This is a genomic window from Sphingomonas sp. GW821-FHT03E12 (assembly GCF_059420685.1).
Genome location: NZ_JBWKUF010000002.1, coordinates 709,807 through 733,586 on the forward strand (window position 1 = coordinate 709,807; position 23,780 = coordinate 733,586).

At 67.2% G+C, this 23,780-nt stretch carries 22 protein-coding genes; 19 read left to right on the top strand and 3 right to left on the bottom strand.

Going from position 1 to position 23,780, the window contains the following annotated elements:
* Nucleotides 1-3: 3 nt before the first annotated feature.
* From AC07TU_RS08880 to AC07TU_RS08965, 18 genes are all read left to right on the top strand, one after another.
* Entirely contained in the window at nucleotides 4-1,554 is a 1,551-nt protein-coding gene (locus AC07TU_RS08880; protein WP_495187540.1) for an AbgT family transporter, read from the top strand.
* Nucleotides 1,551-3,383 (top strand): CocE/NonD family hydrolase, encoded by a 1,833-nt coding sequence (locus AC07TU_RS08885; RefSeq protein ID WP_495187541.1) that lies wholly within the window; start codon nucleotides 1,551-1,553, stop codon nucleotides 3,381-3,383. Before AC07TU_RS08880 ends, AC07TU_RS08885 begins: the two co-directional genes overlap by 4 nt.
* Before the next feature lie 3 nt (nucleotides 3,384-3,386).
* Nucleotides 3,387-4,319, top strand: coding sequence for a LysR family transcriptional regulator (locus AC07TU_RS08890; protein WP_495187542.1), 933 nt, complete (start codon nucleotides 3,387-3,389; stop codon nucleotides 4,317-4,319).
* A gap of 106 nt (nucleotides 4,320-4,425) precedes the next feature.
* Entirely contained in the window at nucleotides 4,426-5,790 is a 1,365-nt protein-coding gene (locus AC07TU_RS08895; protein WP_495187543.1) for a TolC family protein, read from the top strand.
* A complete protein-coding gene (locus tag AC07TU_RS08900) occupies nucleotides 5,787-6,899 on the top strand; it encodes an HlyD family secretion protein (protein ID WP_495187544.1) in 1,113 nt (370 codons plus the stop codon). Before AC07TU_RS08895 ends, AC07TU_RS08900 begins: the two co-directional genes overlap by 4 nt.
* Nucleotides 6,896-8,068, top strand: a complete 1,173-nt coding sequence (locus AC07TU_RS08905) for an ABC transporter permease (RefSeq protein WP_495187545.1) — start codon at nucleotides 6,896-6,898, stop codon at nucleotides 8,066-8,068. Before AC07TU_RS08900 ends, AC07TU_RS08905 begins: the two co-directional genes overlap by 4 nt.
* Nucleotides 8,068-9,201, top strand: a complete 1,134-nt coding sequence (locus AC07TU_RS08910) for an ABC transporter permease (protein ID WP_495187546.1) — start codon at nucleotides 8,068-8,070, stop codon at nucleotides 9,199-9,201. Before AC07TU_RS08905 ends, AC07TU_RS08910 begins: the two co-directional genes overlap by 1 nt.
* 107 nt (nucleotides 9,202-9,308) lie before the next feature.
* Nucleotides 9,309-9,968, top strand: coding sequence for a response regulator (locus AC07TU_RS08915; RefSeq protein WP_495187547.1), 660 nt, complete (start codon nucleotides 9,309-9,311; stop codon nucleotides 9,966-9,968).
* Nucleotides 9,969-10,219: 251 nt separating this feature from the next.
* Nucleotides 10,220-10,828 (top strand): hypothetical protein, encoded by a 609-nt coding sequence (locus tag AC07TU_RS08920; protein WP_495187548.1) that lies wholly within the window; start codon nucleotides 10,220-10,222, stop codon nucleotides 10,826-10,828.
* A 116-nt stretch (nucleotides 10,829-10,944) separates the two neighbouring features.
* On the top strand, nucleotides 10,945-11,520 hold the full coding sequence (locus AC07TU_RS08925; RefSeq protein WP_495187549.1) for a hypothetical protein: 576 nt from the start codon (nucleotides 10,945-10,947) through the stop codon (nucleotides 11,518-11,520).
* A gap of 24 nt (nucleotides 11,521-11,544) precedes the next feature.
* A complete protein-coding gene (locus AC07TU_RS08930) occupies nucleotides 11,545-12,081 on the top strand; it encodes a hypothetical protein (protein WP_495187550.1) in 537 nt (178 codons plus the stop codon).
* Nucleotides 12,082-12,106: 25 nt separating this feature from the next.
* Nucleotides 12,107-12,691 (top strand): hypothetical protein, encoded by a 585-nt coding sequence (locus tag AC07TU_RS08935; protein WP_495187551.1) that lies wholly within the window; start codon nucleotides 12,107-12,109, stop codon nucleotides 12,689-12,691.
* Nucleotide 12,692: 1 nt separating this feature from the next.
* Nucleotides 12,693-13,250: a hypothetical protein gene (locus tag AC07TU_RS08940; protein WP_495187552.1), complete on the top strand. Its 558-nt coding sequence runs from the start codon at nucleotides 12,693-12,695 to the stop codon at nucleotides 13,248-13,250.
* 1 nt (nucleotide 13,251) lies between these two features.
* Nucleotides 13,252-13,842, top strand: a complete 591-nt coding sequence (locus tag AC07TU_RS08945; RefSeq protein WP_495187553.1) for a hypothetical protein — start codon at nucleotides 13,252-13,254, stop codon at nucleotides 13,840-13,842.
* On the top strand, nucleotides 13,842-14,420 hold the full coding sequence (locus AC07TU_RS08950; protein WP_495187554.1) for a hypothetical protein: 579 nt from the start codon (nucleotides 13,842-13,844) through the stop codon (nucleotides 14,418-14,420). Before AC07TU_RS08945 ends, AC07TU_RS08950 begins: the two co-directional genes overlap by 1 nt.
* A gap of 29 nt (nucleotides 14,421-14,449) precedes the next feature.
* Nucleotides 14,450-15,199: a fimbrial biogenesis chaperone gene (locus AC07TU_RS08955; RefSeq protein WP_495187555.1), complete on the top strand. Its 750-nt coding sequence runs from the start codon at nucleotides 14,450-14,452 to the stop codon at nucleotides 15,197-15,199.
* Nucleotides 15,200-15,203: 4 nt separating this feature from the next.
* On the top strand, nucleotides 15,204-17,714 hold the full coding sequence (locus AC07TU_RS08960; RefSeq protein WP_495187556.1) for a fimbria/pilus outer membrane usher protein: 2,511 nt from the start codon (nucleotides 15,204-15,206) through the stop codon (nucleotides 17,712-17,714).
* Nucleotides 17,715-17,716: 2 nt separating this feature from the next.
* Nucleotides 17,717-18,778: a hypothetical protein gene (locus AC07TU_RS08965; RefSeq protein WP_495187557.1), complete on the top strand. Its 1,062-nt coding sequence runs from the start codon at nucleotides 17,717-17,719 to the stop codon at nucleotides 18,776-18,778.
* Nucleotides 18,779-18,819: 41 nt separating this feature from the next.
* Here AC07TU_RS08965 and AC07TU_RS08970 read toward each other — a convergent pair whose 3' ends face one another.
* Nucleotides 18,820-19,257: a hypothetical protein gene (locus tag AC07TU_RS08970; RefSeq protein ID WP_495187558.1), complete on the bottom strand. Its 438-nt coding sequence runs from the start codon at nucleotides 19,255-19,257 to the stop codon at nucleotides 18,820-18,822.
* A 234-nt stretch (nucleotides 19,258-19,491) separates the two neighbouring features.
* Complete coding sequence (locus AC07TU_RS08975) at nucleotides 19,492-21,264, bottom strand: sensor histidine kinase (RefSeq protein ID WP_495187559.1); 1,773 nt, start codon at nucleotides 21,262-21,264, stop codon at nucleotides 19,492-19,494.
* Nucleotides 21,265-21,358: 94 nt separating this feature from the next.
* On the opposite strand from AC07TU_RS08975, the gene AC07TU_RS08980 reads away from it, so the two are divergent.
* Nucleotides 21,359-22,129, top strand: a complete 771-nt coding sequence (locus tag AC07TU_RS08980; RefSeq protein WP_495187560.1) for a DUF2569 domain-containing protein — start codon at nucleotides 21,359-21,361, stop codon at nucleotides 22,127-22,129.
* On the opposite strand, the gene AC07TU_RS08985 is transcribed toward AC07TU_RS08980, so the two are convergent.
* A complete protein-coding gene (locus AC07TU_RS08985) occupies nucleotides 22,050-23,579 on the bottom strand; it encodes a hypothetical protein (protein ID WP_495187561.1) in 1,530 nt (509 codons plus the stop codon). The genes AC07TU_RS08980 and AC07TU_RS08985 overlap by 80 nt on opposite strands.
* Nucleotides 23,580-23,780 lie beyond the last annotated feature (201 nt).

Sequence of the window (23,780 nt, forward strand, 5' to 3'; positions counted from 1 at the left end):
GCGATGGAGAGCGGGAAGATTGCCGGGCGGCGCGGCTGGCTCGACCGGGTCGAACGGCTGGGCAATGCCCTGCCGGACCCGGCCTTCATCTTCCTCGCGCTGATCGCAGCGGTGATGCTGGTCTCGCTGATCGGCGCACAGGCCGGGTGGCGCGCGGTCAACCCGTCGAGCGGCGCGCCGGTGGTGGTGGAGAGCCTGTTCTCGGCCGCGAACCTGCGCAAGCTGCTGGTCGAGATGCCGCAGACCTTTGCGAGCTTCCCCCCGCTCGGTTTCCTGCTGGTGGTGATGCTGGGCGCGGCGGTGGCGGAGCGCGCCGGTCTCTTCGCCGCGCTGATCGGGCGCGCCGCGCGCAACCTGCCGGTGCGTTACCTCACGCCTGCCACCTATTTCATCGGGCTGATGTCGCATCATGCCGGCGATGCGCCCTATGTGGTGCTGATTCCGCTGGCGGCGATCGTCTATGCCGAGGTCGGGCGGCATCCGCTGATGGGAATCGCGGCTGCCTATGCCGGGATTTCGGGCGCCTTCGCAGGCAATCTGCTCCCGGGCCAGTTCGACGTGCTGATGCTGGGCATCACCCAGGCGGCGGCACAGCTGCTGGAGCCGGGCTATCCGCTCAATCCCCTCGGCAACTGGTGGTTCACCGCCGCGCTGGGCCTCATATTGCTGCCCGTCGTCTGGTTCGTCGGCGATCGCATCGTCGAGCCGCGGCTGGCGCGGTGGCAGGCGAGTCCGCCCGACGGGCTCGAGCCGAATGCCGGCACCTTGAACGATGCCCAGCGGCGCGGGCTGCGATATGCCGGGATCGCCGCGCTGGCGGTGGTCGCGCTGTTCGCTGCACTGACCTTGCTGCCGGGCTTCCATCCGCTCCTCGACGACGGTGCAACGGGCGGGGCGCGGCTCGCGCCCTTCTACGCGGCGTTGATCGCGGCGTTCTTCCTGCTCTTCCTGTCCGCGGGCTGGGCCTATGGCGCGGCCGCCGGCACCATCAAATCGCATCGCGATGTGGTGGCGATGATGGCCGGAGGGATGCGCGACCTGGCTCCCTATCTGGTGATCGTGTTCTTCGCGGCGCATTTCGTAGCGATGTTCGGCTGGTCGAAGCTCGGGCCGGTGATGGCGATCGAAGGCGCCGAGACTTTGCGCGAACTGGCGCTGCCGCTCCCGCTGATGCTGATCATGCTGCTGCTGATGTCGTCGATCTTCGACCTGCTGATCGGATCGGCGAGCGCCAAATGGAGCGTGATGGCGCCGATCGCAGTGCCGCTGCTGATGCTGCTCGGTGTATCGCCGGAGATGACCACTGCCGCCTATCGCATGGGCGATTCGATCTTCAACATCGTCACGCCGGTGGCGTCGAACTTCATGCTCGTGCTGATCATGTGCCAGCGCTGGGTGAAAGGATTCGGCGTCGGATCGCTGATCGCGATGATGCTGCCCTTTTCCATCGCGATCGGCCTGACCGGGATGCTGCTCGTCGGCAGCTGGGTCTCGCTTCAGCTGCCCGTCGGCCCCGGCGCGCCGGCGGCCCATATCGTCCTCGCCTTCAAATGATTGCTGATCCGACCATGATCTCCGACACGATGGTGCCGATGCGCGATGGCGTGCATCTGGCGACCGATATCTACCTGCCGGAGGGTCCGGGACCGTTCCCGGTGCTGCTGGAGCGCACCCCCTATGGCAAGCGCGAGGCTAATCATGGCGACCGTACCGAGCAGGATCCCGAGCCGCGCACCAAGCCGGAGATCGCGCGTTGGTTCGCGCAGGCAGGCTATGCCTTCGTCCTGCAGGATTGCCGCGGCCGCTATGCGTCGGAGGGCGAGTTCACCAAATATCTGAACGAGGCGGAGGACGGCGCCGACACGCTCGCCTGGCTGCTCGAACAGCCCTGGTGCGACGGGCGGATCGGCACGCTCGGCCTGTCCTATGGCGCGCACGTGCAGAGCGCGCTCGCCTGTCTCGATCCACCGGGCCTCAAGGCGATGTTCCTCGACTCAGGCGGCTTCTCAAGCGCCTATCATGGCGGCATCCGCCAGGGCGGTGCGTTCGAGCTCAAGCAACTGACCTGGGCGCATAAGCACGCGCTGCTCGCGCCCGAGACCGCCGCCGATCCGGCGCGGCGCGCGGCGCTGGAGGGGCAGGACATGCGCGAATGGATCGGGCGGCGCTGGACGCGAGGCAACTCTCCGCTCGCCGCAGCGCCCGAATATGAATCCTATGTGCTCGAACAATGGGACCATGACCGGCTGGACGGCTTCTGGACCCGGCTCGGCCTCTACGCGCGCGGCTATTTCGACCGCTATGCCGATGTGCCGATGGTGCACATGTCGAGCTGGTACGACCCCTATTCGCAGACCGCGATCGAGAATTTCACCGGCCTGGCGCCGATCAAGCGCGGACCGGTGAAGCTGGTGCTGGGGCCGTGGACGCACGGGCAGCGGTCGGTCCGCCACGCCGGCGACGTCGATTTCGGGCCGGAGGCGCCGCTCGACGGCCATGTCGGCGGCGACTATTTCGCGCTGCGCCGCGACTGGTTCGACCGGCACATGCTGGGCCGCGAGGTGCCGGAGCATCTGCCCGCGCCGGTGCGCATCTTCGTGATGGGCGGCGGCAGCGGGCGGCGGACCGCCGACGGGCGGTTGGATCATGGCGGCGTATGGCGCGACGAGCAGGAATGGCCGCTGGCACGGACGGTGGAAACCAAGTTCTACCTGCACGGCGACGGGCGGCTGGCAGCGGAGCTGCCGGACGCGGACGCACCGCCGCGCCGCTATGATTTCGACCCCGCCCGCCCGGCGCCGACGATCGGCGGCGCGCTGGCGTCTGGAGCGCCCCTGATGCACGCGGGCGCGTTCGACCAGCGCGAGGCGGCCGGGATGCTGGGCGGGATCGTACCCGGCCGCGCCACAGCGGAGCGCGACGATGTACTCGTGTTCGAGACCGAGGTGCTGGCGCAGGACGTCGAGGTGACCGGCAGCATCGTCGCGCACCTGATGATCGAATCCTCCGCAATCGATACCGACTTCACGATCAAGCTGGTGGATGTGTATCCACCGAGCGCCGACTATCCGCAGGGCTATGCGATGAACCTGGCGCATGGCATCCTGCGGGCGCGCTTCCGCAATTCGTTCGAGCGCCCCGAACCGCTGGAGCCAGGCAAGATCCATGAACTCGTCATCCCGGGCTTCCCGACCAGCAACCGCTTCGTCGCCGGGCACCGTATCCGGATCGAGGTGTCGAGCAGCAACTTCCCGCATTTCGACGTCAATCCCAACAGCGACTGGCGCGTGCCCGGCGCGCCGCCGCGGGTCGCGCGCAACACCGTGCATGTCGCGCGCGATGCCGCGTCGTACATCGTGCTGCCGGTCGTCCCGATCGGCTGACCGATGGCAGTGAGCCCGCCCCGGCCGGTCTCGGCGCTGGGCGTGCGCACGCTCACCGCCTTTGCCGAAGTGATGCGGACCGGGTCGGCGACGGCCGCGGCGCGCAACCTTGGCAGCACGCAGCCGGGGGTCAGCCGGATGCTGACCCAGCTGGAGCGGGCGGTGGGGTTCGAGCTCTTCTATCGCGACCGGGGCAAGCTCGTACCGACCCAGGATGGGCTGATGCTGGCGCGCGAGGTGGAATTCGCGCTCGCCGGGCTGCAACGGGTCAACAGTCTGGCGACGGATATCGCCAATTCGGCCACCGGCGAACTGCGTGTCGTGGCGCCGCCCAGCTTTGCCGAGGGCGTGTTGCCCGAAATCGTCGCCAGCTTCCTGAAACGCTACCCCGGCGTCCGCTTCAACCTCGATTCACGCAGCATCGAGACGGCGAAGACGATGATCGCGACGCGCATCGCCGATTGCGCATTCATGAAGATGCCGGTCGAGGATGACGAGCTCGACTATGAGCCTTTGATCGCGAATGGATCGGTGTGCGTACTGGCCGCCGATCATCCGCTGGCAGTCCATGCCGAGCTGACACCGACCCTGCTGAAGGGGCAGCCGCTGATTCTGCTCGGGTCGGGACGACACTGGCGGGTGCAGATCGACCAGGTGTTCGCGACTCACCGGTTGCGCCCGAGCGTGGCGATCGAGACGCATACCCATGGCTCGGCCTGCGCGCTGGCGGCGCGCGGCGTCGGGATCGCGATCGTCAACGAGCTGCTCGCCCGCAGCTATCTGCGCGTGCCGCTGGTGGCGCGGCCGCTGGTACCGACGATCATGCACGAATATGCCTTCGTCACACCGCGACAGGGGCAGATGGGGCGGCTGACCAGCGCGTTCCTCGAGGAGGCAAAGGCCTATCTTGCGTCGATCGATAGCCGAAGCCGCTAGACCCGATTTCCGGTCGCGAAACGGTGTGCGCGTGAAAATCCCGTGGCAGATCAAGCGCGGTTCGGCTTAGACTGGCCACATCCCGTTTTCAGGCTCGGGAGGGGCGATGAGTATTCACCGGTGGCTCTGGATGTGTGCGGCCGCTGTCGCGCCGCCGGTATTGGCTCAGGATGCCGACCCCGCAGCGCTCGATTATCCTGCCGCGCAGGAGCGCCTGCTGCAGCGATCGGATGCCCTTGCCGCGTCCGACGCCAATCTCCGCAGCAAGGAGGCGCAGGAGGGCGCGACGCGCACGCTGAGCCGCCCGGACGTGGATTTCGAGGCGCAACTGCTCGAATATCAGAAGACATTGTACCTGCCGCTCGGCTCGCTGGCGCCCGTGGCGCAGGCCTATGGGATCCGTGACCCGCTGCGCTTCCAGCAGCGGCGCGACAGTGCCCGGCCGATCGTCACCGCGACGCTCCCGATCTACACCGGCGGACAGATTTCCGGCACGCAGGCCGGTGCGAAAGCGCAGGTCGCGCAGGCCAAGGCGGACCATGCCCTTGCGGTCGACAATGCGCTCGTCCAGCTCGTGACAGCCTATTACGGGCAGCAGCTGGCGGAGCGCGCACTGGGGGTGCGCCGCGATGTCCTGGCCGGCCTGGAGCACCACGTGTCCGACGCGGCCAAGCTGGAGCGTGAGCGCTTCATCAGCCGGGCGCAGCGGCTGCAGGCCGAGGTCGCGCGCGACGATGCGGCGCGGGAGTATGAGAAGGCGATCGCGGACCTCGCCACCGCGAACGCGGCGCTTGCCGGCCTGCTCCGCGCGCCCAACGGGGTGCGGCCGGTCAGTCCGCTCTTCGTCATCTCGCACAGCCTGCCGCCGCTTGCGGTGTTCAAGACGGCGGCGCTGGACAATCATCCGCAGCTGGCCCGTCTGGAAGCGCTGGAGGATCAGGCGGCGGCGGGGGTCACATTGCAGCAGAGCAAGCTGCGGCCGACCGTCTATGCATTCGGGCAGTATAATTTCGACCGCCGCGATTCACTGCTCACCGATCCGGATTGGTCGGTCGGGATCGGGGTCAAATACAAGCTCGCGTCGGGCCTCGGCCGCCGTCAGTCGGTGGAAGCCGCCCGGCACGTGGCGGAGCAGGCGCGGGCGGGCGTCCGGGAGGCACGGGTCCAGCTTGAGATCGGCGTGACCCAGGCATGGAACGCGGTCGAGGCCGCGCGGAAACGCTTCCTGCTTCTCGACGGGGCGCTCGCTTCGTCGCAGGAGAATCTGCGCCTGCAGACGCTGTCCTTCCGGGAGCAGCAGGCAACCTCGCTCGACGTGATCGATGCCGAGCTCGGGCTGGGCCGGGTCCGCGTTCAGCGCGCGCAGGCGGCGAACGAATATGTGCAGGCGCTCGCGCAGCTGCTGAACGTCAGTGGGCAGATGGCGAAGATGCCGGACTATGTCGCCCAGGCCGACAAGGTGATCCCATGAGCGAAGAGCCCCCCGCAGAAGCGGTCAAGCCCGAGCCGGTCCCCGAGAAGGCTCCCGCGCCCGAAAAGCCGGAAGCCGCCCCGGCGGTGACGGAACCCGATCCCGAACCTGACCCCGAACCCGTACGGCGAGAGCGGCCCCGGTGGCTGGTTCCGGTCATCGTCGTCGCGATCGTCGCCGCGCTCGGCACCGGCCTGTGGCTGAGCTATCGCCCCGTGCCCGACCAGATCCAGGGCATGGTCGATGCGCGCGAGCTGCGCGTCACCAGCAAGGTGACCGGGCGGATCGCCGCCTTCCATGTCGAGGAAGGCCAGGCGGTGCGCGCGGGGCAATTGCTCTACACGCTCGCCAGCCCCGAAGTCGCCGCGAAGGAGCAGCAGGCCGGCGGCGCGCTGGCGGCGGCGCAGGCTGTGGAGAGCAAGGCCGAGGAAGGGGCGCGGACCGAGGATATTCGCGCTGCCGAAGCCCAATGGCGCCGCGCACAGGCCGCGGCCGACCTTGCCGGGACGACGGCGGCGCGGACGCAAAGACTGTACCGGGAGGGCGTGATCGCCGGGCAGAAGGCGGACGAGGCGCGTACCAATGCGATCGCATCCGCCGAGGCCGCAAAGGCTGCGCGCGCGCAATATGACCTCGCACGCGCGGGTGCGCGGCGGCAGGACAAGGCGGCTGCGGCCGGGCAGGTTCAGCAGGCGCGCGGGGCGGCGGCGGAGGTCGCGGCGGCGGCCGCTGAGACCCGCATCCTCGCGCCGTCCGACGGCGAGGTCGGCAAGCGCCTTGCCCAGCCGGGCGAGCTGGTGCCGCAGGGCTTCCCCGTCTTCCTGCTGACCGATGTGGCGCGGCCCTGGGTCACGCTCAACCTGCGCGAGGATCAGCTTCGCGGCCTTGCCCGCGGTGCCGAGATCAGCGGCACGATCCCGGCGCTCGGCATGCAGCGCACGCGTTTCCGGGTTACCTATCTGGCGCCGGCGGGCGATTTCGCGACCTGGCGCGCGACCCGGCAGTCGAGCGGGTTCGACGTGAAAAGCTTCGAGATTCGCGCCGTGCCGGTGACGCCGATCCGCAACCTCAGGCCCGGGATGACCGTGCTGTTCGATTGGCCGCAATGAAGGCAGGCGTCGCCTTCGCCGCTGGTTTCCGGCGGGAAGCGCGGTTCCTGCGGCACAGTTTCTGGGACCTGGCGCTGCTGACCTGGGTGCCGCTGCTGTTGCTTGCCACGGTGGCGATCCAGCTTTCGGCCGGTGTCATGCGCGACCTGCCCATCGTCGTCGTCGATCAGGACGGCAGCGGCATCGCGCGCGAAACCGCGCGGCGCCTGGACGCGGCGCCCGGGCTGCGGGTGGCCGCGGTCGCAGGCGACATGAAGGAGGCCGAGCATCTGGTGCGTGCGCGGCATGCCTATGCGGTGGTGCTGATCCCGACCGGAACCGCGCGCACCGTGATGCGCGGCGGAACCGCGCGCGTACTTGCCTTCTACAACGCCAGCTACTCGACCGCCTCGGGTGCAGCGCTGCGCGAGATTTCGGGCGTCGTTCAGGCCTATGCCGCGAAGCTGGCGGCGGAGCAGTCCGCGATCGTCGCCGGACCCGGTAAGGTCCGCCGGCCGCCGATCGCGGTTCAGTCGCGCATTCTGTTCAATCCGCAGGGAAGCTACGAACTTCAGCTGGTGGCGCTCATTCACCCCGCGTTGCTCCACCTGATCTTCATGGTCGCGGTGGCCGGCGCGCTGGGCCGGGAGCTGCGCGACGGTACCATCGGCGAGTGGATCGGGGAGACGGGGAGGGGAGAGGCCGCGATGCGGATCGCGGGCAAGATCGCGCCCTATTTCCTCGTCTTCATGGGCTGGGGGGTGCTGGCGACCGCCTGGCTCGCAATGGGGCGGGGCTGGCCGGTGACGGGAAGCGTCGCGCTGCTGCTGGCGGGGTATGCGGCGATGTACCTCGCCTATGTCGGAGTCGCGCTGCTGTTCGCCGGGCTGACATTGTCGATGGGATCTGCGCTTTCGCTGACCGGCCTCTATGCCGGCGCCTCCTTCGCCTTTGCGGGAGCGATCTTTCCGATCGAGGCTGCGTCGGCCTTTGCACGGCTGTGGAGCGCGCTGCTTCCCTACACCGCCTTCGCCCAGCTGCTGGCGGAACAATGGATGATGGGATCGCCCGCAACGGTCTCGCTGCGCCACCTGCTGGTCATGCTGATCTTCCTTCCGGTCGGCCTCGCCATCGGTCTGCCGCGCTACATCGCCGCCGCGGCGCAGCCCGAAACCTGGGGGCGCCGGTGATGTGGCGCGGCTTCGCCAGCACGTTCCGCGCGATCCTGACCGATCGCAGCGCGCTGCTCCTGCTGATCGGATCGGCGATCCTCTACTCCTTCTTCTACCCTACCGCCTATTCGGGTGAGGTGCCGGAGCGGATGCCGGTGGTCGCGGTTGACCTGGACCATAGCGGGTCGAGCCGGTCGCTCACCACCAGGCTGGCGGCGGTGCAGTCCGCGCGGCTTGTGGCGCGGCTCGCTTCGCCCGACGAAGCCGCGAAGTGGATCGCGGACCGTCGCGCCAGCGCCGCGGTGATCATCCCGGCGGGGTTCGAGCAACGCATCCTGCGCGGCGAGCAGGGCACGGTGGCGCTGTACGGCAACGGTGCCTATCTGCTGCGCAGCAGCACCGCCCTGGCCGGGGTAGGCAGCGCGATCGGCGCCTTCGGGGTGGAGGCGGCCACGGATCAGGCGATGGCGCTGGGTGCCCCCGCGCCGCCGCCGCTCGCGCTGATCCAGCGGCCGCTGTTCAACACGCGGGAAGGCTATGGCAGCACGATTTTCCCGGGCGTCGCGTTCCTGATCATCCACCAGACGCTGTTGATGGGGCTCGCGTTGCTGGCGGGCACCGTCCGCGAGCGGCATGGCATGCGGCGGATGGCTCCCTCCGCGCTGCTGGGCGTGGCGCTTGCCTTCTTTGCGATCGGCTGCGCCGACGTCGCCTATTTCACCGGCTTCGTCTTCTGGTTTCAGGACTATCCCCGGGCGCAGGGCAACATTGGCGCCTTGCTGGTGTCGGCCACGGTTTTCATCGCCGCGACCGTGGCGGGTGCGCTGGCGCTGGCCAGCTTCGTCCGCACCCGCGAGCGGCCGATCCAGCTGTGGATCGTCACTTCCGTCCCGATCTTCTTCCTGTCCGGCCTGTCCTGGCCAGTGGAGGCGACGCCGGACTGGCTTGCCTTGTTCGGGCGGCTGCTCCCCACGACGCCGGGAATTCATCTGATGGTCGGAGTCAACCAGATGGGAGCGTCGCTCGCCGAACAATGGCCGGAGCTGATCAACCTTCTCGCGCTGATCCTTCTCTATGGGACGATCGCGCTCCTGCGCCTCGGTCGCCGAGGGGCTCGCGAGGGTGAAGATGACGCGGCGGCGGGGGCCTGAACCGACGCCGGCGGATCGCCATTGCCCGGCGGCGGTGCATCTATGATCTTGACTTTAGGGCCGTTCAGCAGGACTCGAATGCATATCGGTGTCCAATCGAGGGCGGAATGACCAAGCCCAGGATCCTTGTCGCGGACGACCATCCCCTGATGCTCTCAGGCATCGAAGCAGTGCTGCGCGACTCGGAATTCGAGGTTGTGGGCACCGCACGCGACGGCGCGCAGACGCTGGACATGATCCCGTCCGTTCGACCCGATGTGCTGATCCTCGACATCGCGATGCCGAACCGCGGCGGCATGGACGTGCTGCGCACGTTGCGGGCGCGGCACGACAAGCGGGCGATCGTCCTGCTGACCGCGCACATCTCCGACGCGGATCTGATCGAGGCGCTCGACCTCAAGGTTCAGGGTATCCTCCCCAAGGAGGGGGCGGAGACGCTGTTGGTGGCGTGCCTGCGCGAAATCTCTTCGGGCGGGCAATGGATCGAACGCTCGATCATGCAGCGGGCGTTGTCGCTGGCGATGCAGGGCAGCAAGTCCGAGACGCGGCTGAGCGCGTTGACGCTGCGCGAACGCTCGATCGCCCAGCTCATCACCCGCGGGCTGCGCAACCGCGATATCGGAGTCGAACTCGGGGTGACCGAGGGGACGGTCAAGCTGACGCTGCACCGGATATTCGCGAAGCTGGACGTCGCGAATCGGGTCGAACTGGCGATGCTGATGCAGAAGGAAAATGAGCGGCTGCCCAGGACAGGCACTGAACTCTAGTCCTAACCCGGTTGATGACTTCCTTCTGCGCGCCTGTCATCGCAAGACAGGCAAATATATAACTAAAGTTTCATCCATATAATGCTTAATATATCTTCAGTTTTTCCATAAGGTTGAATGGATCAGCTGAGACGTTCTGCTTAACAATCCGTAAACGTCGAGTCGGGGTGCAATGTCGCACCTCAGGGTGAAGGCAAGGCGAAAGCTGAACCGAAACTTCGACTCGTGAAGCCTTTTCTTAGGAGGCGGCGTTGCGGATTTCGGTCTGGACATTGGGGGGCGTGGCGGCAGCGGGGCTGATGCTCTGCAGCGCGCCGGCATCAGCCCAAACCTACTATGCCGATGGCCCCAATGCCGGCGGTTTCGCCACGCTTCCGATTCAGGTGCGGGCCACGGTCGGCGGCCGCTGCGGCTTCTCCACGGGGAATGCGCCGAACGGCAGCTTCGACCAGCCCAATTTCGACGAGACCGGCTTCAGCCACGACTTCGTGTTCCAGCTCGAATGCACGGGACCGTCGCGGGTGGCGGTGGTGTCGAGCAATGGCGGGCTGAAGGCAGGGGGCACTGCACCCGCAGGCTATTCGACGCTCGCGCCCTATGACGTGATGCTCAACCTGGTGGGATCGAGCGCGACGGCATCGGCGACCTGCGCGGTTGCGGGCCTGACTGCGACGAGCGCGACGCCGTGCAGCTTCCGCGGCCCGGCGACGACCACCGACGGGCTGCGGCTCAATTCCAATTCCATTCTGCAAACAGGGTCGTTCGTGCGCGTCAGCGCGCCCGTCTACTCCGGCGCCAACATGCTGGTTTCGGGAAATTATGCGGACACCCTGACCGTGACCGTGAGTGTCGCGCCATGAGCGGGCGGGAACCATCCCTCCGCGTTGCGCAGCCACTCGCCCGTGATGCGTGCGGCATGTCGCCGCGAAACCAAATCTTGCCCGGCCGGACGCCGGCCAGATCAGGAGACCAAGTGATGAAGACCGTTCTTGCCCTTCTTGCGGCTGGCACCGCGCTCGCCGTCGCCTCTCCGGCGATGGCCCAGAACACCACCGGCACCGTGAACATCACCGGTTCGGTGGCGCCCAAGTGCATCGTGGTGCCCGGTGGCGGCAGCACCTTCACCCGGACCGTCGCGCTCGGCGAACTCGCCGGCACCGACGGCAAGATGCGCACCGACCTGGCCGCGAGCTTCAACGCCGCCGCCGTGACCGCGCGCGTCGTCTGCACCACCGCAGCGCCGACGATCAGCGTCGATGCCGATCCGATCACTGCGGCGACTGCGACCGCTGTCGCCGGCTATGACAACAGCATCGACTTCACCGCAAATGTTGCCGTGACGACGACCGGTGGCCCTGCGGGTCCCTTCTCGAACGACAGCGCGGCCGCGGCCGGTGTCGACACCCCGATCGGCGGGCGCGTCGCCAACAACGGTTCGGACAATATCGCGATCACCGCGAGCACATTCCGCACCAATACGGTCGACGATCTGCTGGCCGCAGACCCGGTCTACACCGGCAAGATCACCGTCGTGATCAAGCCCGGCATCTGACCCGAAGCGGAAGAGGACGAGACGATGCGCAAGTTGATCCTGGCTTCGGCGGTTCTGGCCGCCGCGACCGCCACCCCGGCACTGGCACAGACCACAACGGGAACGGTGACGATCGACGGTTCGGTGGCGCCACGCTGCCTGTTCACCACGTCGAACGCGGTGATCAATGCGGGTGAGCTGGCGCTGTCCGGTACCGGAGCGAGCGCGGGCAAGCTGGATGCGAGCAAGCTCGACGGCCAGTCCCGCACGCTGGTCGGCTGGTGCAACGGCACCGCCTCTTCGATGAGTGTCGAGGCATTGCCGGTGGTCAACACCACGGTGACCAGCGCGCCGCCGGCGGGGTTCGACCGTGTGGTCAACTATACCGCCACGGCGACCGCCAATTCGGTCAATGCCGCCGACAGTTCGATCGTCGCCGGGGCGGGCAGCCCCAGCACCGTGGGGCTGTTCACCGGCAACGTCACCGTGACGCTTTCGGGTTCGTCCACACCCGGCGCGGGCTTGCTCGTCGCCGGTGCCTATCAGGGCGAGACGCGCGTCACCCTGGCGGCGGCGAACTGACCCGGCGGAACCAAGGAGCATGACGATGAAGGCTCTGATGATCACAATCGCCGCTGCGGCGGCAGCCATGATCCCCGGAAGCGCGATGGCGCAGGCGGCGAGCGATACCTCGACCGGTCAGGTCGTCGTCAACGGCAATGTGGCGCGGCTGTGCATCCTTGGAGCCCCGTCGCGTTCCACGGTGGATCTCGGCCAGATGGCAGCGACCTCGGGGACGCGGGTCGGGCGGATCGCGGTGCTGGGCGACCAGAGCGTCACGCTGCCCAACTCGTTCTGCAACTTCGCCGGGTCGGCGCTCACGGTGCAGGTGACTGCGTTGGTTTCGACCGATGCGTCGCCGGTGCAGCCGGGGTTCGCCAAGGCGGTGAACTATACCGCGACGGCATCCAACTGGGCGCTGTCGCCGACTGCGGCAAGCTCGGCGGCCAGCGCATCGGGCGCGACGCCGACGGCGACCAGCACCGGCGCGACCCAGCCGGCGCCCAAGATCGCCGACGTCAACGTGACACTGTCGGGATTCACCGCGCCTTCGGACGCGCTGCTGACCGCGGGAATCTACAACGGGCTGGTCGTCGTGACGCTTGGCCCGGCCGTGGGTGGAGGACTTTGAGATGGCAAAATCCCTGATCCTGGCCGCGGGCGCGATCGTTGCCCTCTCGGCAGGCTCGGCCGCAGCGCAAAGCGCGACCGACACCAAATCCTTCGCAGTGACCGGCAACGTCCCGGCACTCTGTTCGGGCGGGACGGTCGTGGGCGGGGGATCGACCTTCGACCTCGGCGTGCTGATCGACACCACGACCGGCCTGCTGCGGACCGATCTGGCCGCGCCGCCCAAGGTCCTGAGCGGATCCTTCTGCAGCTCGCGGAGCACGATCACCGTCGCCGCGACGCCGATGACCGCGCAGAACTTCACGGCGGCACCGCCGGCGGGCTTCTCACGCACGGTCGACTATACGGCGACCGCGAGCGGCTGGACGACCACGGCGGCGACCTTTGCCACCGGTTCCGGCAGCAATCCCGGTGCGATACAGACGCGGCCGACCGCCTTTTCAGGCGACATCACCGTTTCGATCGGCACCTTCGGCACCAATGGCGGCAGCGGGCTGCGGCTGGTGTCCGATACCAGTTATCTCGGCGTGGTGACCGTCACGCTGGCGGTGGCGAACTGAGATGTCACGGGTCGCGCCCCTCCTAGCTCTGGTTGCGGTAGCGGCGGCTCTGCCCGCCGCTGCGCAGACCCGCAGCGCGACCACCAACATGCCGGTGGTCGGATCGGCGCCGCAGATCTGCGCGCTTCAGCCGCCGCGGCTGGCGCCGGGCGCGCAGGTCAATTTCCGCGGGCTGAGCGGCGAGACGCTGCAGATCGACCAGATGGTGGATTCGACGACGCTGGCGGCGAATGCGGCACGCGCGGCGATCCAGTTCGAGGCCGTGTGCAGCTTCCCGCATCGCCTGCACATCGAATCGCAGAACAACGGATTGTGGCGGACCAGCGAGCTGGCCGCGATCCCGTCCGGCGGCTTCACCTATGCGGTGCCGTACCGGGCGGAGGTCTCCTGGGCGGGGGTCAACACCGCGCTCGACGCCGACGCGCTGTCGCGTCGTGTCGCCGAGCGCGGGGTTACGATCGACCGGCCCGGCGCGGGCACGCTCGAGCTGCGGATCGAGATCCAGCAGGGCGCGTCGAACGTGCGCGCCAATGCCCCGGTGATCGCCGGCTATTACGGCGACACGCTCCGCATTGTCCTGGAGCCGCAATGATGAGGTACGCAATTCCCCTGGCCGGCGCGCTTGCACTGTCCGCTGCACTCCCGGCAGCGGCGCAAACGGGCGACATTGCCCGCGGACGGATTGAACTTGCCGGGCGGACACCCCCCGCCTGCGTCATCCGCACCGCGCGCGCCGGCAACGCTAACAACGCCAGCTTCGTGGGTTCCGGCCCGTCGAGCGGCGAGATCCGGATCGCCGAGCTGGTCGATCCGCAGACCGCGCAGCCCCGCGCAGCGGAGATGGTGATCGAGCTGCCGGTGGTGTGCAATGCCGCGCACCGGCTGACGCTGACCAGCGCGAATGGCGGGCTGCTGCGTGAAGGCGGCAATCCGGGCAATCGCCAGACGGCGACCGGCTTTGCCGATGTGCTCGGCTATCAGCTCGATGCGAACTGGAACAGCCGTGTGCTGACCCTCAACGCCGCGGCATCGCCGCTGGCAATGCTCGACGTTCCGGACGGGATGGCGGGCGACCTGTCGCTGCGCCTTTCGATCCCGGCCGGCGGCGGGCCGCTCGTCGCCGGGCGATATTCAGACACGGTTGTGATCGAATTGCACGTTTCGAGCTGATCGGGGGATCAGAGCGGGGAGACTGACGTATGAAACTTCTTCGAGGTCTCGTTACGGTACTCGCGGCGGTAGCGGCGGTCTTCGCGTCGCCCGCCTGGAGCATGACCGTACAGCCGGTGGTGATCGACCTGACGGTCTCGGGCCGCGGGATGAGCCAGGTCATCACGGTGGAGAACACCTTTGCGACCCCGCTGCCCGTCGAGCTGCGCGTCGAGGAACTGGCGTTCGACGACACTGGCGTGAAGAGCACCGGCAAGCCGAGCGAGGATCTGCTGATCTTTCCGCCCCAGGCGCTGATCCAGCCGGGGCAGACCCAGACCTTCCGCATCCAGTATGTCGGTGATCCCGACCTCAAGGCGAGCAAGCATTATTACGTCACGGTGGCGCAGCTGCCGGTCAAGCTCCCCGAGGGGCAGTCGGCGATCCAGATCCTCTACAATTTCCAGGTGCTGGTCAGCGTGTCGCCCGCCGGTGCGAAGCCCGCGCTCGCCATCCAGTCGGCCGAGGTCGGCAAGAATGGGGACGGCAAGCCGGCCCCGGTACTCATCCTTTCCAATCCCTCGTCGGCGCATGCGTATCTGTCGAGCGGCCGGCTGCGGATTGTCCAGAGGGACGCGTCGGGCAAGGAGGTCTTCCGCAAGACCCTTTCCGGCCCTGAAATCCAGCAGACGATCGGCTTTGGCCTGGTGGGGGCCAATCAGGTGCGCCGCATGACGCTGCCGATCGTGCTGCCAACCGAGGGGGGAAAGCTCGATGTCAGCTTCACGCCCGAAACGTGACCGCGTGCGTCTGCTGAGCGGTTGCGCGTTCGCCCTGATCCCGCTGCTGGCGGCACTGCCCGCCGCAGCATCCGATCAGGCAGGAACGACACTGCAGGTGCAGGAACGGCGCGTGACGATCCAGGCGCCCCCGGCGATGGCGGCCGGGCCGCAGATGCGGCTCAACCCGACCGGCAAGCCGATCGCGCTGACCGTCCCGCTCAAGGATGGCGCCATCTATCTGGGCGACATCCAGATCACGATCCTGCCCGACGACCGGATCGAGCTGCCCGCGCAGCGGCTGATCGACCTGCTCGTCAACGTGCTCAATCCCGACACGATCAAGGCGCTGCAGGGCGCATCCGCAGCCAAGGCATCGCTGGCGCCCGCCGATTTCGAAGCGTCGGGTGTGCAAATCCGCTACAATCCGCAGACGCTCGAGCTCAATCTGATCATCGCGGCAGAGCGGCGCGGCACCCGGACGGTGCAGGTCAGCCCGCTCGACCGCGAGCGGATCGGCAGCTTTGCGCCGCCGGCCGATTTCAGCGCCTATCTGAATATCCGCGGTGCACTCGATTATCTGCACGCGGGTGGCGATGTCGGCTTTACCTCGCCGATCTTCTCGCTCGATGGTGCCACGCGCATCGGCCCGGTGGTGGCCGAGGGCGAAGCGATCTGGCAGCCGGGCGCGGCGGGGGTGGATTTCCAGCGGCTCGGCTCGCGCTTCGTCTATGACGACGAGCAGAACCTGATGCGCTGGACCGTGGGCGACCTGCGCACGATCAGCCGCGGGTTCCAGTCGGCGCCCGACATCGCCGGCGTTTCGATCTTCCGTTCGTACAGTGTGTTGCAACCGCAGCAGATTATCCGGCCGCGTGGCGACCGGAGCTTCCGGCTGGACCGTCCTTCGACCGTAGAGGTTGAGGTCAACGGCCAGATCGTCCGGCGTCTTCAGCTTGCACCGGGTAACTATGACCTTCGCGACTTCCCCTTCACCCAAGGCGCGAATGATATCCGGTTGTCTGTGCTTGATGACGCCGGGCGCACCGAATTGCTTCGCTTCAACCTGTTCCTCGACCAGTCGCAACTTGCGAAGGGGTTGAGCGAGTTCGGGCTGTATGCGGGCGTGCTCAACCCGCTGGGGCCGCGCGGGCCGCGCTACAGCGACGACTGGGCCGTGACCGGTTTCTACCGCCGCGGCATCACCGACCAGCTGACGCTGGGCGCGAACGTCCAGGCCGACAAAAGGTCGCGGATGGGCGGCCTGGAGTTCGTCGCGGCGACCACGCTGGGCTCGTTCGCGGGCAATTTCTCGGTCTCCGACATCCGCAATTTCGGCACGGGATACGCCGCGACGCTGACCTTCCAGCGGCTGATCCAGCGCCGCGATGGCCAGGCGGATTCGCTGACCCTGTTCGCCGAGACGCGCAGCCGCCGGTTCGGGCCGATGGGCGTCTTCGCGCCCGACAACCAGTTCAGCGCCGAATTCGGCGGTGGTTATTCGCACGCGTTCAACGACCGCCTCTATGCAGGGTTCGACGGGCGCTATTCGATCGGGCGGGGCGCGCAGCGCGACGTGCACAGCTACCGGATCACGACCGGCTATCGCATCTCCGACACCGCGAGCCTGACTGTGGATGGCCGCTGGGAGCGCGATGGGGCAGGGTCACGCGTCGGCGCGCTCGCATCGCTGGTGGTCCGGCTTGGCCGCTATTCGAGCATGCGCGGCGACTATGACACGCGCGACAACCGCGTGCGCGCATCGTTCCAGACGCTGCACGGGCAGGGGGTCGGATCGTACAACATCACCGCCGATGTCGAACGCAGCGACCGCGGGTCGGGCTTCAACTTCAACGGCAATTATTATTCGAACCGTGCCGAGCTTGGCCTCAGCCATTTCGGCACGTTCGAGGGGACGTTCGGCGCCCGGACCAGCCAGCGCACATCGATGCGGCTCGGCACCTCGCTCGCGATCGCGGACGGGGCCTTCTCGGTCGGGCGGCCGATCTATGACAGCTTCGCGATCGTCACGCCGCATCGCACGCTGGCGGGGGCCAATGTCGTGGTGGAGCCGACCCCGTTCGGCTTCACCGCGAACAGCGGGGCGCTGAAGGCGGGCACGCAGCCGAGCATCAGCTCCTATGCCGAGCGCACGCTGACCGTCGACGCGCCGAACGCGCCGCCGGGAGCCGATCTGGGCCAGGGTTCGTTCCGCCTGCTGCCGCCCTATCGCAGCGGCTACAAGCTGGTCGTCGGATCCGACTATTTCGTCACCGCGATCGGTCGGCTGCTCGACAGCGACGGCGAGCCGGTGAGCCTGGTGACCGGCAATGCGACCGAGCTGGCGCATCCCGACCGGCCGCCGGTCACGGTGTTCACCACGCGCGACGGCCGCTTCGCCGCGGCGGGTCTCGCGCCCGGGCGCTGGCGGATCGAGATGCTCGATGCGAAGAAATCAACGTTCATCATCACCATCCCGGCCGACACCAAAGGCCTTGTGCGCCTGCCGGAAATCCAGTCGGGGAAGGATAAGTAACCATGCGATTTGGCAAACTGGGGCTCATTCTCTGCGCGCTGGCCGGTCTGTTCACCGGAAGCGAGGCGATGGCGGGGGGCGCTTGCGGCCTGACCACGGTGTCGGGTGGCGTCGCCAACCTGCAATATGATCCGTTCAGCCCGACCGCCTTCGGCGTCACCATCACCGGCGTGACGCTGTCGCGCGTCAACGGTACGGGCGGCGAGAAGACATCGAACATCGAATTCTATGCCAGGGGCGCGACCTCGGCGCAGAATGGCGCGACGCTGACGCCGATGATCGCGCCGAGCACGGGCAGCGGTGGCACCGGCTACAACCAGAACATCTTCTTCGGCACCAACCAGTCGCCGCCGATCCTGAACATCAATGCCCAGACCCCGGCGCCCGGCGTGTTCCGCTGGGCCTTTTCGGGCAACAACCAGGCATCGGACACGTTCACGCTCAACTTCGGGCTGACGCTGCCGGCCAATCTTAACCTGATCGCGGGCGGCACGCTGTCCTTCGACATCGTCTATAGCTGCAGGGCGACGGGCAATGGCGGGCCGATCACCGATACCGGCACGCATCCCAACGCGATCGTCGTGTCGGTGACGGTGCTGAGCGGGTTGCAGGCGAGCTATGTCGGCACCGCGCTCGACTTCGGCGAGGTCGGCGACAAGACGACGGCGCAGGTGCTGGCGGCTCCGGCCACCTTCACCACGCCCTCGACCAACTATGTGCGGGTGGCGAGTTCCGGCCCGTTCTCGGTCGGGCTTAGCTCGCCCAATGCCTATCGGCTGACCTATCCGGGCGGAACCCTGTCCGACCCGAACCAGACGCTGCGCTACAGCGTCCGCTTCCTGGGCCAGACGAAGAACAACAGCAGCCCGAGCTTTGCCACCGTGACCTGTCAGCGCGCCGGTACCGACGCGGCGACCGGCATCCTGCCGATCACCGCGACCTTGCTCGAAGGCGGACAGGGCAAGGCCGTGTCATCGCAATATGGCGAAGTGCTGGTGGTGACCGTGACGCCGCTGGTGGCGAGCACGCCGGCCGGGACGCAACAGAATTGCCCTGTCCTCTGACTCTCTCCCGGAGGGCAGGGCAACCAGTTTAGCGTGGCCGATTAGAGCGGGACGATCCGGAACGCGATCTGCGCCGAGGTCACGCCTTGCGGAACTTCGAGCGAAACGCCGTTGCTCTGGATCGCGGCGCGGTCCGACATGCGGATGCGGGTCGAGCCGGTTTCCGAAAGCTGGACCTTCTGCCCGCCGACGACGATGCTTCCACCGGCAAGGGCCGCGGAATGATCGGCGTAGATCGCATAGCCATTGGGGCTGTTGCAGAACTCGCTGAGCGTGCCGAGCGAGACTTCGCCGGCGGTCGCCGGAACCGAGGTTGCATCGACGGTGGCGCGGCAGATGACCGGGACGAAGCCGGTGATGCCCAGAACGTAGCGGCTCGAACCGACGTCGAGCGCGGTGTCGCCCGCCGAGGCGTTGACCGCCACCAAGCTGCTAAGAGCCGCTGCGACGAGCGCGCCCGATTTGATTGCCCGAACCATGTTGGACTCCGAATTGATTGCGGGCCGACAGTAGCGGACATGGCTTTCCGGATTGGTTTCCCCGGCTGGTAAAGGCGGAGTTTACCCTTGGGATCGGCGTGCAACGGCAATGCGAGCATCCGTCCTGATCGCCCAACGGCTTAACGGGCGTAGTTCAGGTAGCGGGGTTCGCGCCGGCCGAAAAAACTTTGGCGATGATATTCAAGGATCCTCCAGCCCGGCGCAAGGTCCGGGTCATTCGCGAACGGGATTCGGAGGGACCTCCTGCTCCTCGACCGGAAGGCGGATGGCGAGCAGCGTGCCGGCGCTGATCGCCTCCTCATAGGCGGTGCCGCCGAGCATCACGATCCGCCGTTCGAGCGAGCGCGACGCGATGCGTTCCGCACCGTCATCGTCGACCTGCTGCGCGGGATCTGGCGGCCGCCCGTCGGACTTGATGCTGAGGAAGAGCTGGTCCTCGCGCATCGCGAGCCTGACCGTGAACTGGCCGGCGCCAGCGTAGCGCACGGCGTTGGAGATCGCCTCGCGGATCAGCAGCTCGATTTCCATCGACAGGCTTGCCGACACGGGAATGGCGGCCTCGCCCTTGGAATCGAGCCGGCATTCGATCTGCCAATGCCGCCCGAGGAGCTCGAGCCGCCTGGCGATCAGCGCGATGAGATCGACGCGGTCGTTCTTCACGTGCGGGCGATCGACCATCAGGGCGCGCAGATTGGCCTGTTCGGCGGCAATCACCGAGACGATCTCCGCGAGATCGGAGTCCAGCGCGGCGCGATCGCCGTCCAGACGGTTGCGCAGTGCCGCGATGTTGAGCCGGAGGCCTGCGAGCGTCTGGGTAACGCCGTCGTGCAGATCGCGGCTCATCGCGATCCGCGCAGAGGTTTGGGCGTGCTCGAACCAGCGCCCCAGCACCTGCTGCCGGGCGAGCGCGGCGTTCATCGCCTCCCCCGCGCGTGCGGCGGTTTCGAGCAAGGTGCCCGAGGGGCGGCCGACACCGAGCAGGATCGCATGCCCCTGCATCTCCCCGGCCTGGATCGGCACGCCGCACATCGGCTCTCCGGCGAGCGCGAGGGTTGAGGGAAGGGCGGGCGCCTCCTTGGCCGAGCGCCGGACCGTACCGCGCCAGTCGCGCAGCAGGGCCGCACCGCGTCCGGGATCAAAGAGGAAGGCCTGCTCGTCCCACGCCACCGGCACGAACGCGGCGCTGTCGGTCTCGATCCGGATCAGGCGGTCGCTTTCCGCGAGAACCGCGTGGTGGCGCCCGCCGTCCTCGGTCCGCCAGACGAACAGCACGTGCGGCGCGCGGACATGGCGGGTGAGCTCGGCCGCAAGCAGGTCGAGCGAGAGGAGGCGCGGATCGTCGCCGGCTTCGGACCAGATTTCTTCCTCCGCCACATTACTATCGTTGCGCACCGCCCCGCTACGCCACCCGAGCAGCATGAGCGCAGCGAGATTGACCAGCCCGAACTGAAGCCAGACCTCGCCCGCGACCTCCGGCCACCAGCCAGCCAGGTCCGCACCCGGTCCAGTGATCAGGATCGCCAGATCGAGCAGGAACAACCGGATCAGTAGGGACTTGCGCGACGGTGCCGCGGCAAGCGTGAACCAGACGAAGGGGAGGTAAAGCCCGGGGCTGGATGCGCCGAGCGCCAGCATCGCGCAACAGACCGCCAGATCGACCGGCGCGGCCAGCCTGCGTAACCACGGATCGATCAGCCACAGGAACAGGTGCGCGATCAGGAAGGCGAGGGCGGCGATGCCATAGCCAAGCACCAGCATTTGTGCCCAGAACTGCGCGTCGATCGGCAAGCGCCACACCAGCGGGACCGCGATCAGCACCAGCAGCAACCGGGTGACGACGACCAGCGCGCGTCCGCCATCCGCGCCGTCGAACGCGCGGTCGAACACCTGCCGGATGCGGCTCGCAATGCCCCGAAGCCCGGGCGCGCGGCTTGCCGCCGCTGCGCCGGTTGTTTTCGATCCGCCGGGAACTAGATCAGCGCTCATGAATTCGGCCCCCAATATGTTCCCCGCTCGGGGAGTTAACCATCCCGGAAGATCATTCGTCTAGGTTGGAGATGAAGATGACGAGGTACCGGGCATGACACAGGAGTTGCGCCACCGCCTGACCGCGCGAAGTGCAGCGTTGATCTGCCGGCTTGAGGTGGATCTGCCGGCACTGGCGCTGCTGTGGGCTGCGGCGGCGGCTTTTGCCTCCGGCCTGCGCATGTCGCTGGGCGGGGATATGGCGGGGGTGTTTGCTCCCAACCTGCTCTCCTACTCGTTGCTCGTCGCGGCGCCGATGGTGATGATGTTCCTCGGTCTGCGCTGGTTCCGCAAGGATATGCTGCAGCCCCAGCCACGGTTCCGGTTCAGCCGGATCGGGCGGTGGCGCAGCGTCGATCCGGTTGCGGCGCGGTCGCTGCCGCTGTTCGGAGCGACGGGGTTCATGGCCTCGCTGATCCTCGGCATCCTGCTGAATATTCCGCTGCGCGCCTTCGAGTTCCTGACTGCGATCCCGGCTCTGCCGGCAGATGCGCCGGGATGGTTCCTTCTGCTGCGCCAACTGATGCTGCTCGACGTCGTCGTGATGACCAGCATGTATGCGTTCGCCGCCGCGCTGGCGCTTCGCCATGTGCCGAGCTTTCCCCGTTTCCTGGTCGCGGCATGGATTGTCGATATCCTGATGCAGATCGGCATCGCACGGATCATGGGTGCGCTGACCGACCTGCCCCCGGCAGTCGCAGCACCGCTGGGCGGCCTGCTGGAGGGCAACCTCAAGAAGGTGCTGATCAGCGTGGCGATCTGGCTCCCCTATCTGATCCTGTCGAAGCGGGTGAACCTGACCTATCGCTGCCGGGTGCCTGCCTGAACGCGCCGGCGCGCCGCGCGTCCGCGACATGGATCACCGCCCATTTATCGGCGTGAATCCGGCGCCAACCAGGTTCGCTGTCCAGTTTCGCGGCAAGCGCATTGTCCGGAGGCAGGATCGTCCAGGCGAATTGCCAGCGGGCGTCGGCCTTGCGCCAGCGTGTGATATCGCCGCGCGCCATCTCGAAATAGTCGGTGGTGAAGGCGTCGCCATACATGTCCGACCGGCCGTCGATAAAGGGACGGATCCCCTCGAGCACCAACAGCCCGCCGAAGCTGTATTCGTTGAATACCGGACGGGAACGCAGATCCGGCGGCAGCGCACTCAGCGCGGTTTGCGGCACGCCACGGCTGTCCGGGCGATCGAAGGGGATCGCAAGCCGCGCCGCGATCATTCCCGCGAACAACAGCAATGCGGTCGCGAGCAGCGGCCGCCACGCGACATGCTCGGCACGAACCGCGCTCAACAGCGGCGGGCGCGGGCGCTGCGCCCCGTCGCTCCATGCGCGGCCCAGGGGCTCGGCGAGGAGGATCGGCGCGACCACCGCCAGCACGGCGAGCTGGCGGATATGCTCGAGCGCGAGATGGAGAAAGCCGAGCAGCATCAACAGCCGGATCACCGGCACGCGCGCGGGCCGGGCGAGCAGGAAGAAGAGCGCCGAAAGCAGGACGATCTCGAAGGCCGAAATCTCGCCGAACGAGGCGGGTCTCCACTCGCTGATATAGCTCAGCAGCTCGAGCCGGCTGACATAGAGAGGGTATTCATAGGCGTGGAATCCGGCCGGGTTGCACAGCCCGGCGACGAGCAGGATGGCGCCGAACAGGCCCCAGTCGCGGATCACGCGCCAGCGCCGCTCGCGCTCCGCTTCGATCAGTGCTTCCAGCCCGAAGGCGCCAGCGATGGCGATGCCGATGATGAAGCTGGCGTGCGCGTTGACCCAGACCAGCATCAGCAGGCCGAGCCATGGCGACGGCGCACGATCCTGCTCGCGGGCGCGGATCATCAGCAGCATCCACCCGGCAAGAAGCGGTAGTGCGAGCATGTGCGGCCGGGCGAGATAGATGGGCAGCAGCGCGACGGCGACGTAGACGAGGGTGAGTGCCGCGGCACCGGGTGACATCCACTTGCGCAGGTGCAATGCCAGCATCGCGCATAGTGCCGCCGCCGCCATGCCGAACAGCAGCATGATGCCGCGCCATCCTGCCAGATACCATGCCCCGGCCATCACGATCTCGCTCAGCCATTCGTGCGCCATCCAGGCGTGGCCGGTTGCGCTGAACGAGAAGGGGTCGGTGCGCGGCACCTGTCCATGCTCGAGGATCCACTTGCCCGCGCCAATGTGCCAGCCGGTATCGCCGTCACTCAGCGCGGAAGGCATGACGAGCGCAAAAGCAAAGGCGGAGAAGGATGCCACGATCAGCAGGAACAGGTCGCCGGGTGCTACTTGCAACTCGGTCTTATTATTAACGATCAAACCTGTCGCTCCTCGGCCGAGTCGCTTTGAAACGTATTCGAAACGTGTAGCGAAGAAATGCATCTCCAGTTTTAGATAGTAAAATTACTTATACGGTGAGTAAAGATGTATATCCTTAGTTACAGACTGGGCCGCCCTGTGTTGATTAGGTACAGCTTTTTGCCGTGGAAGACAGAT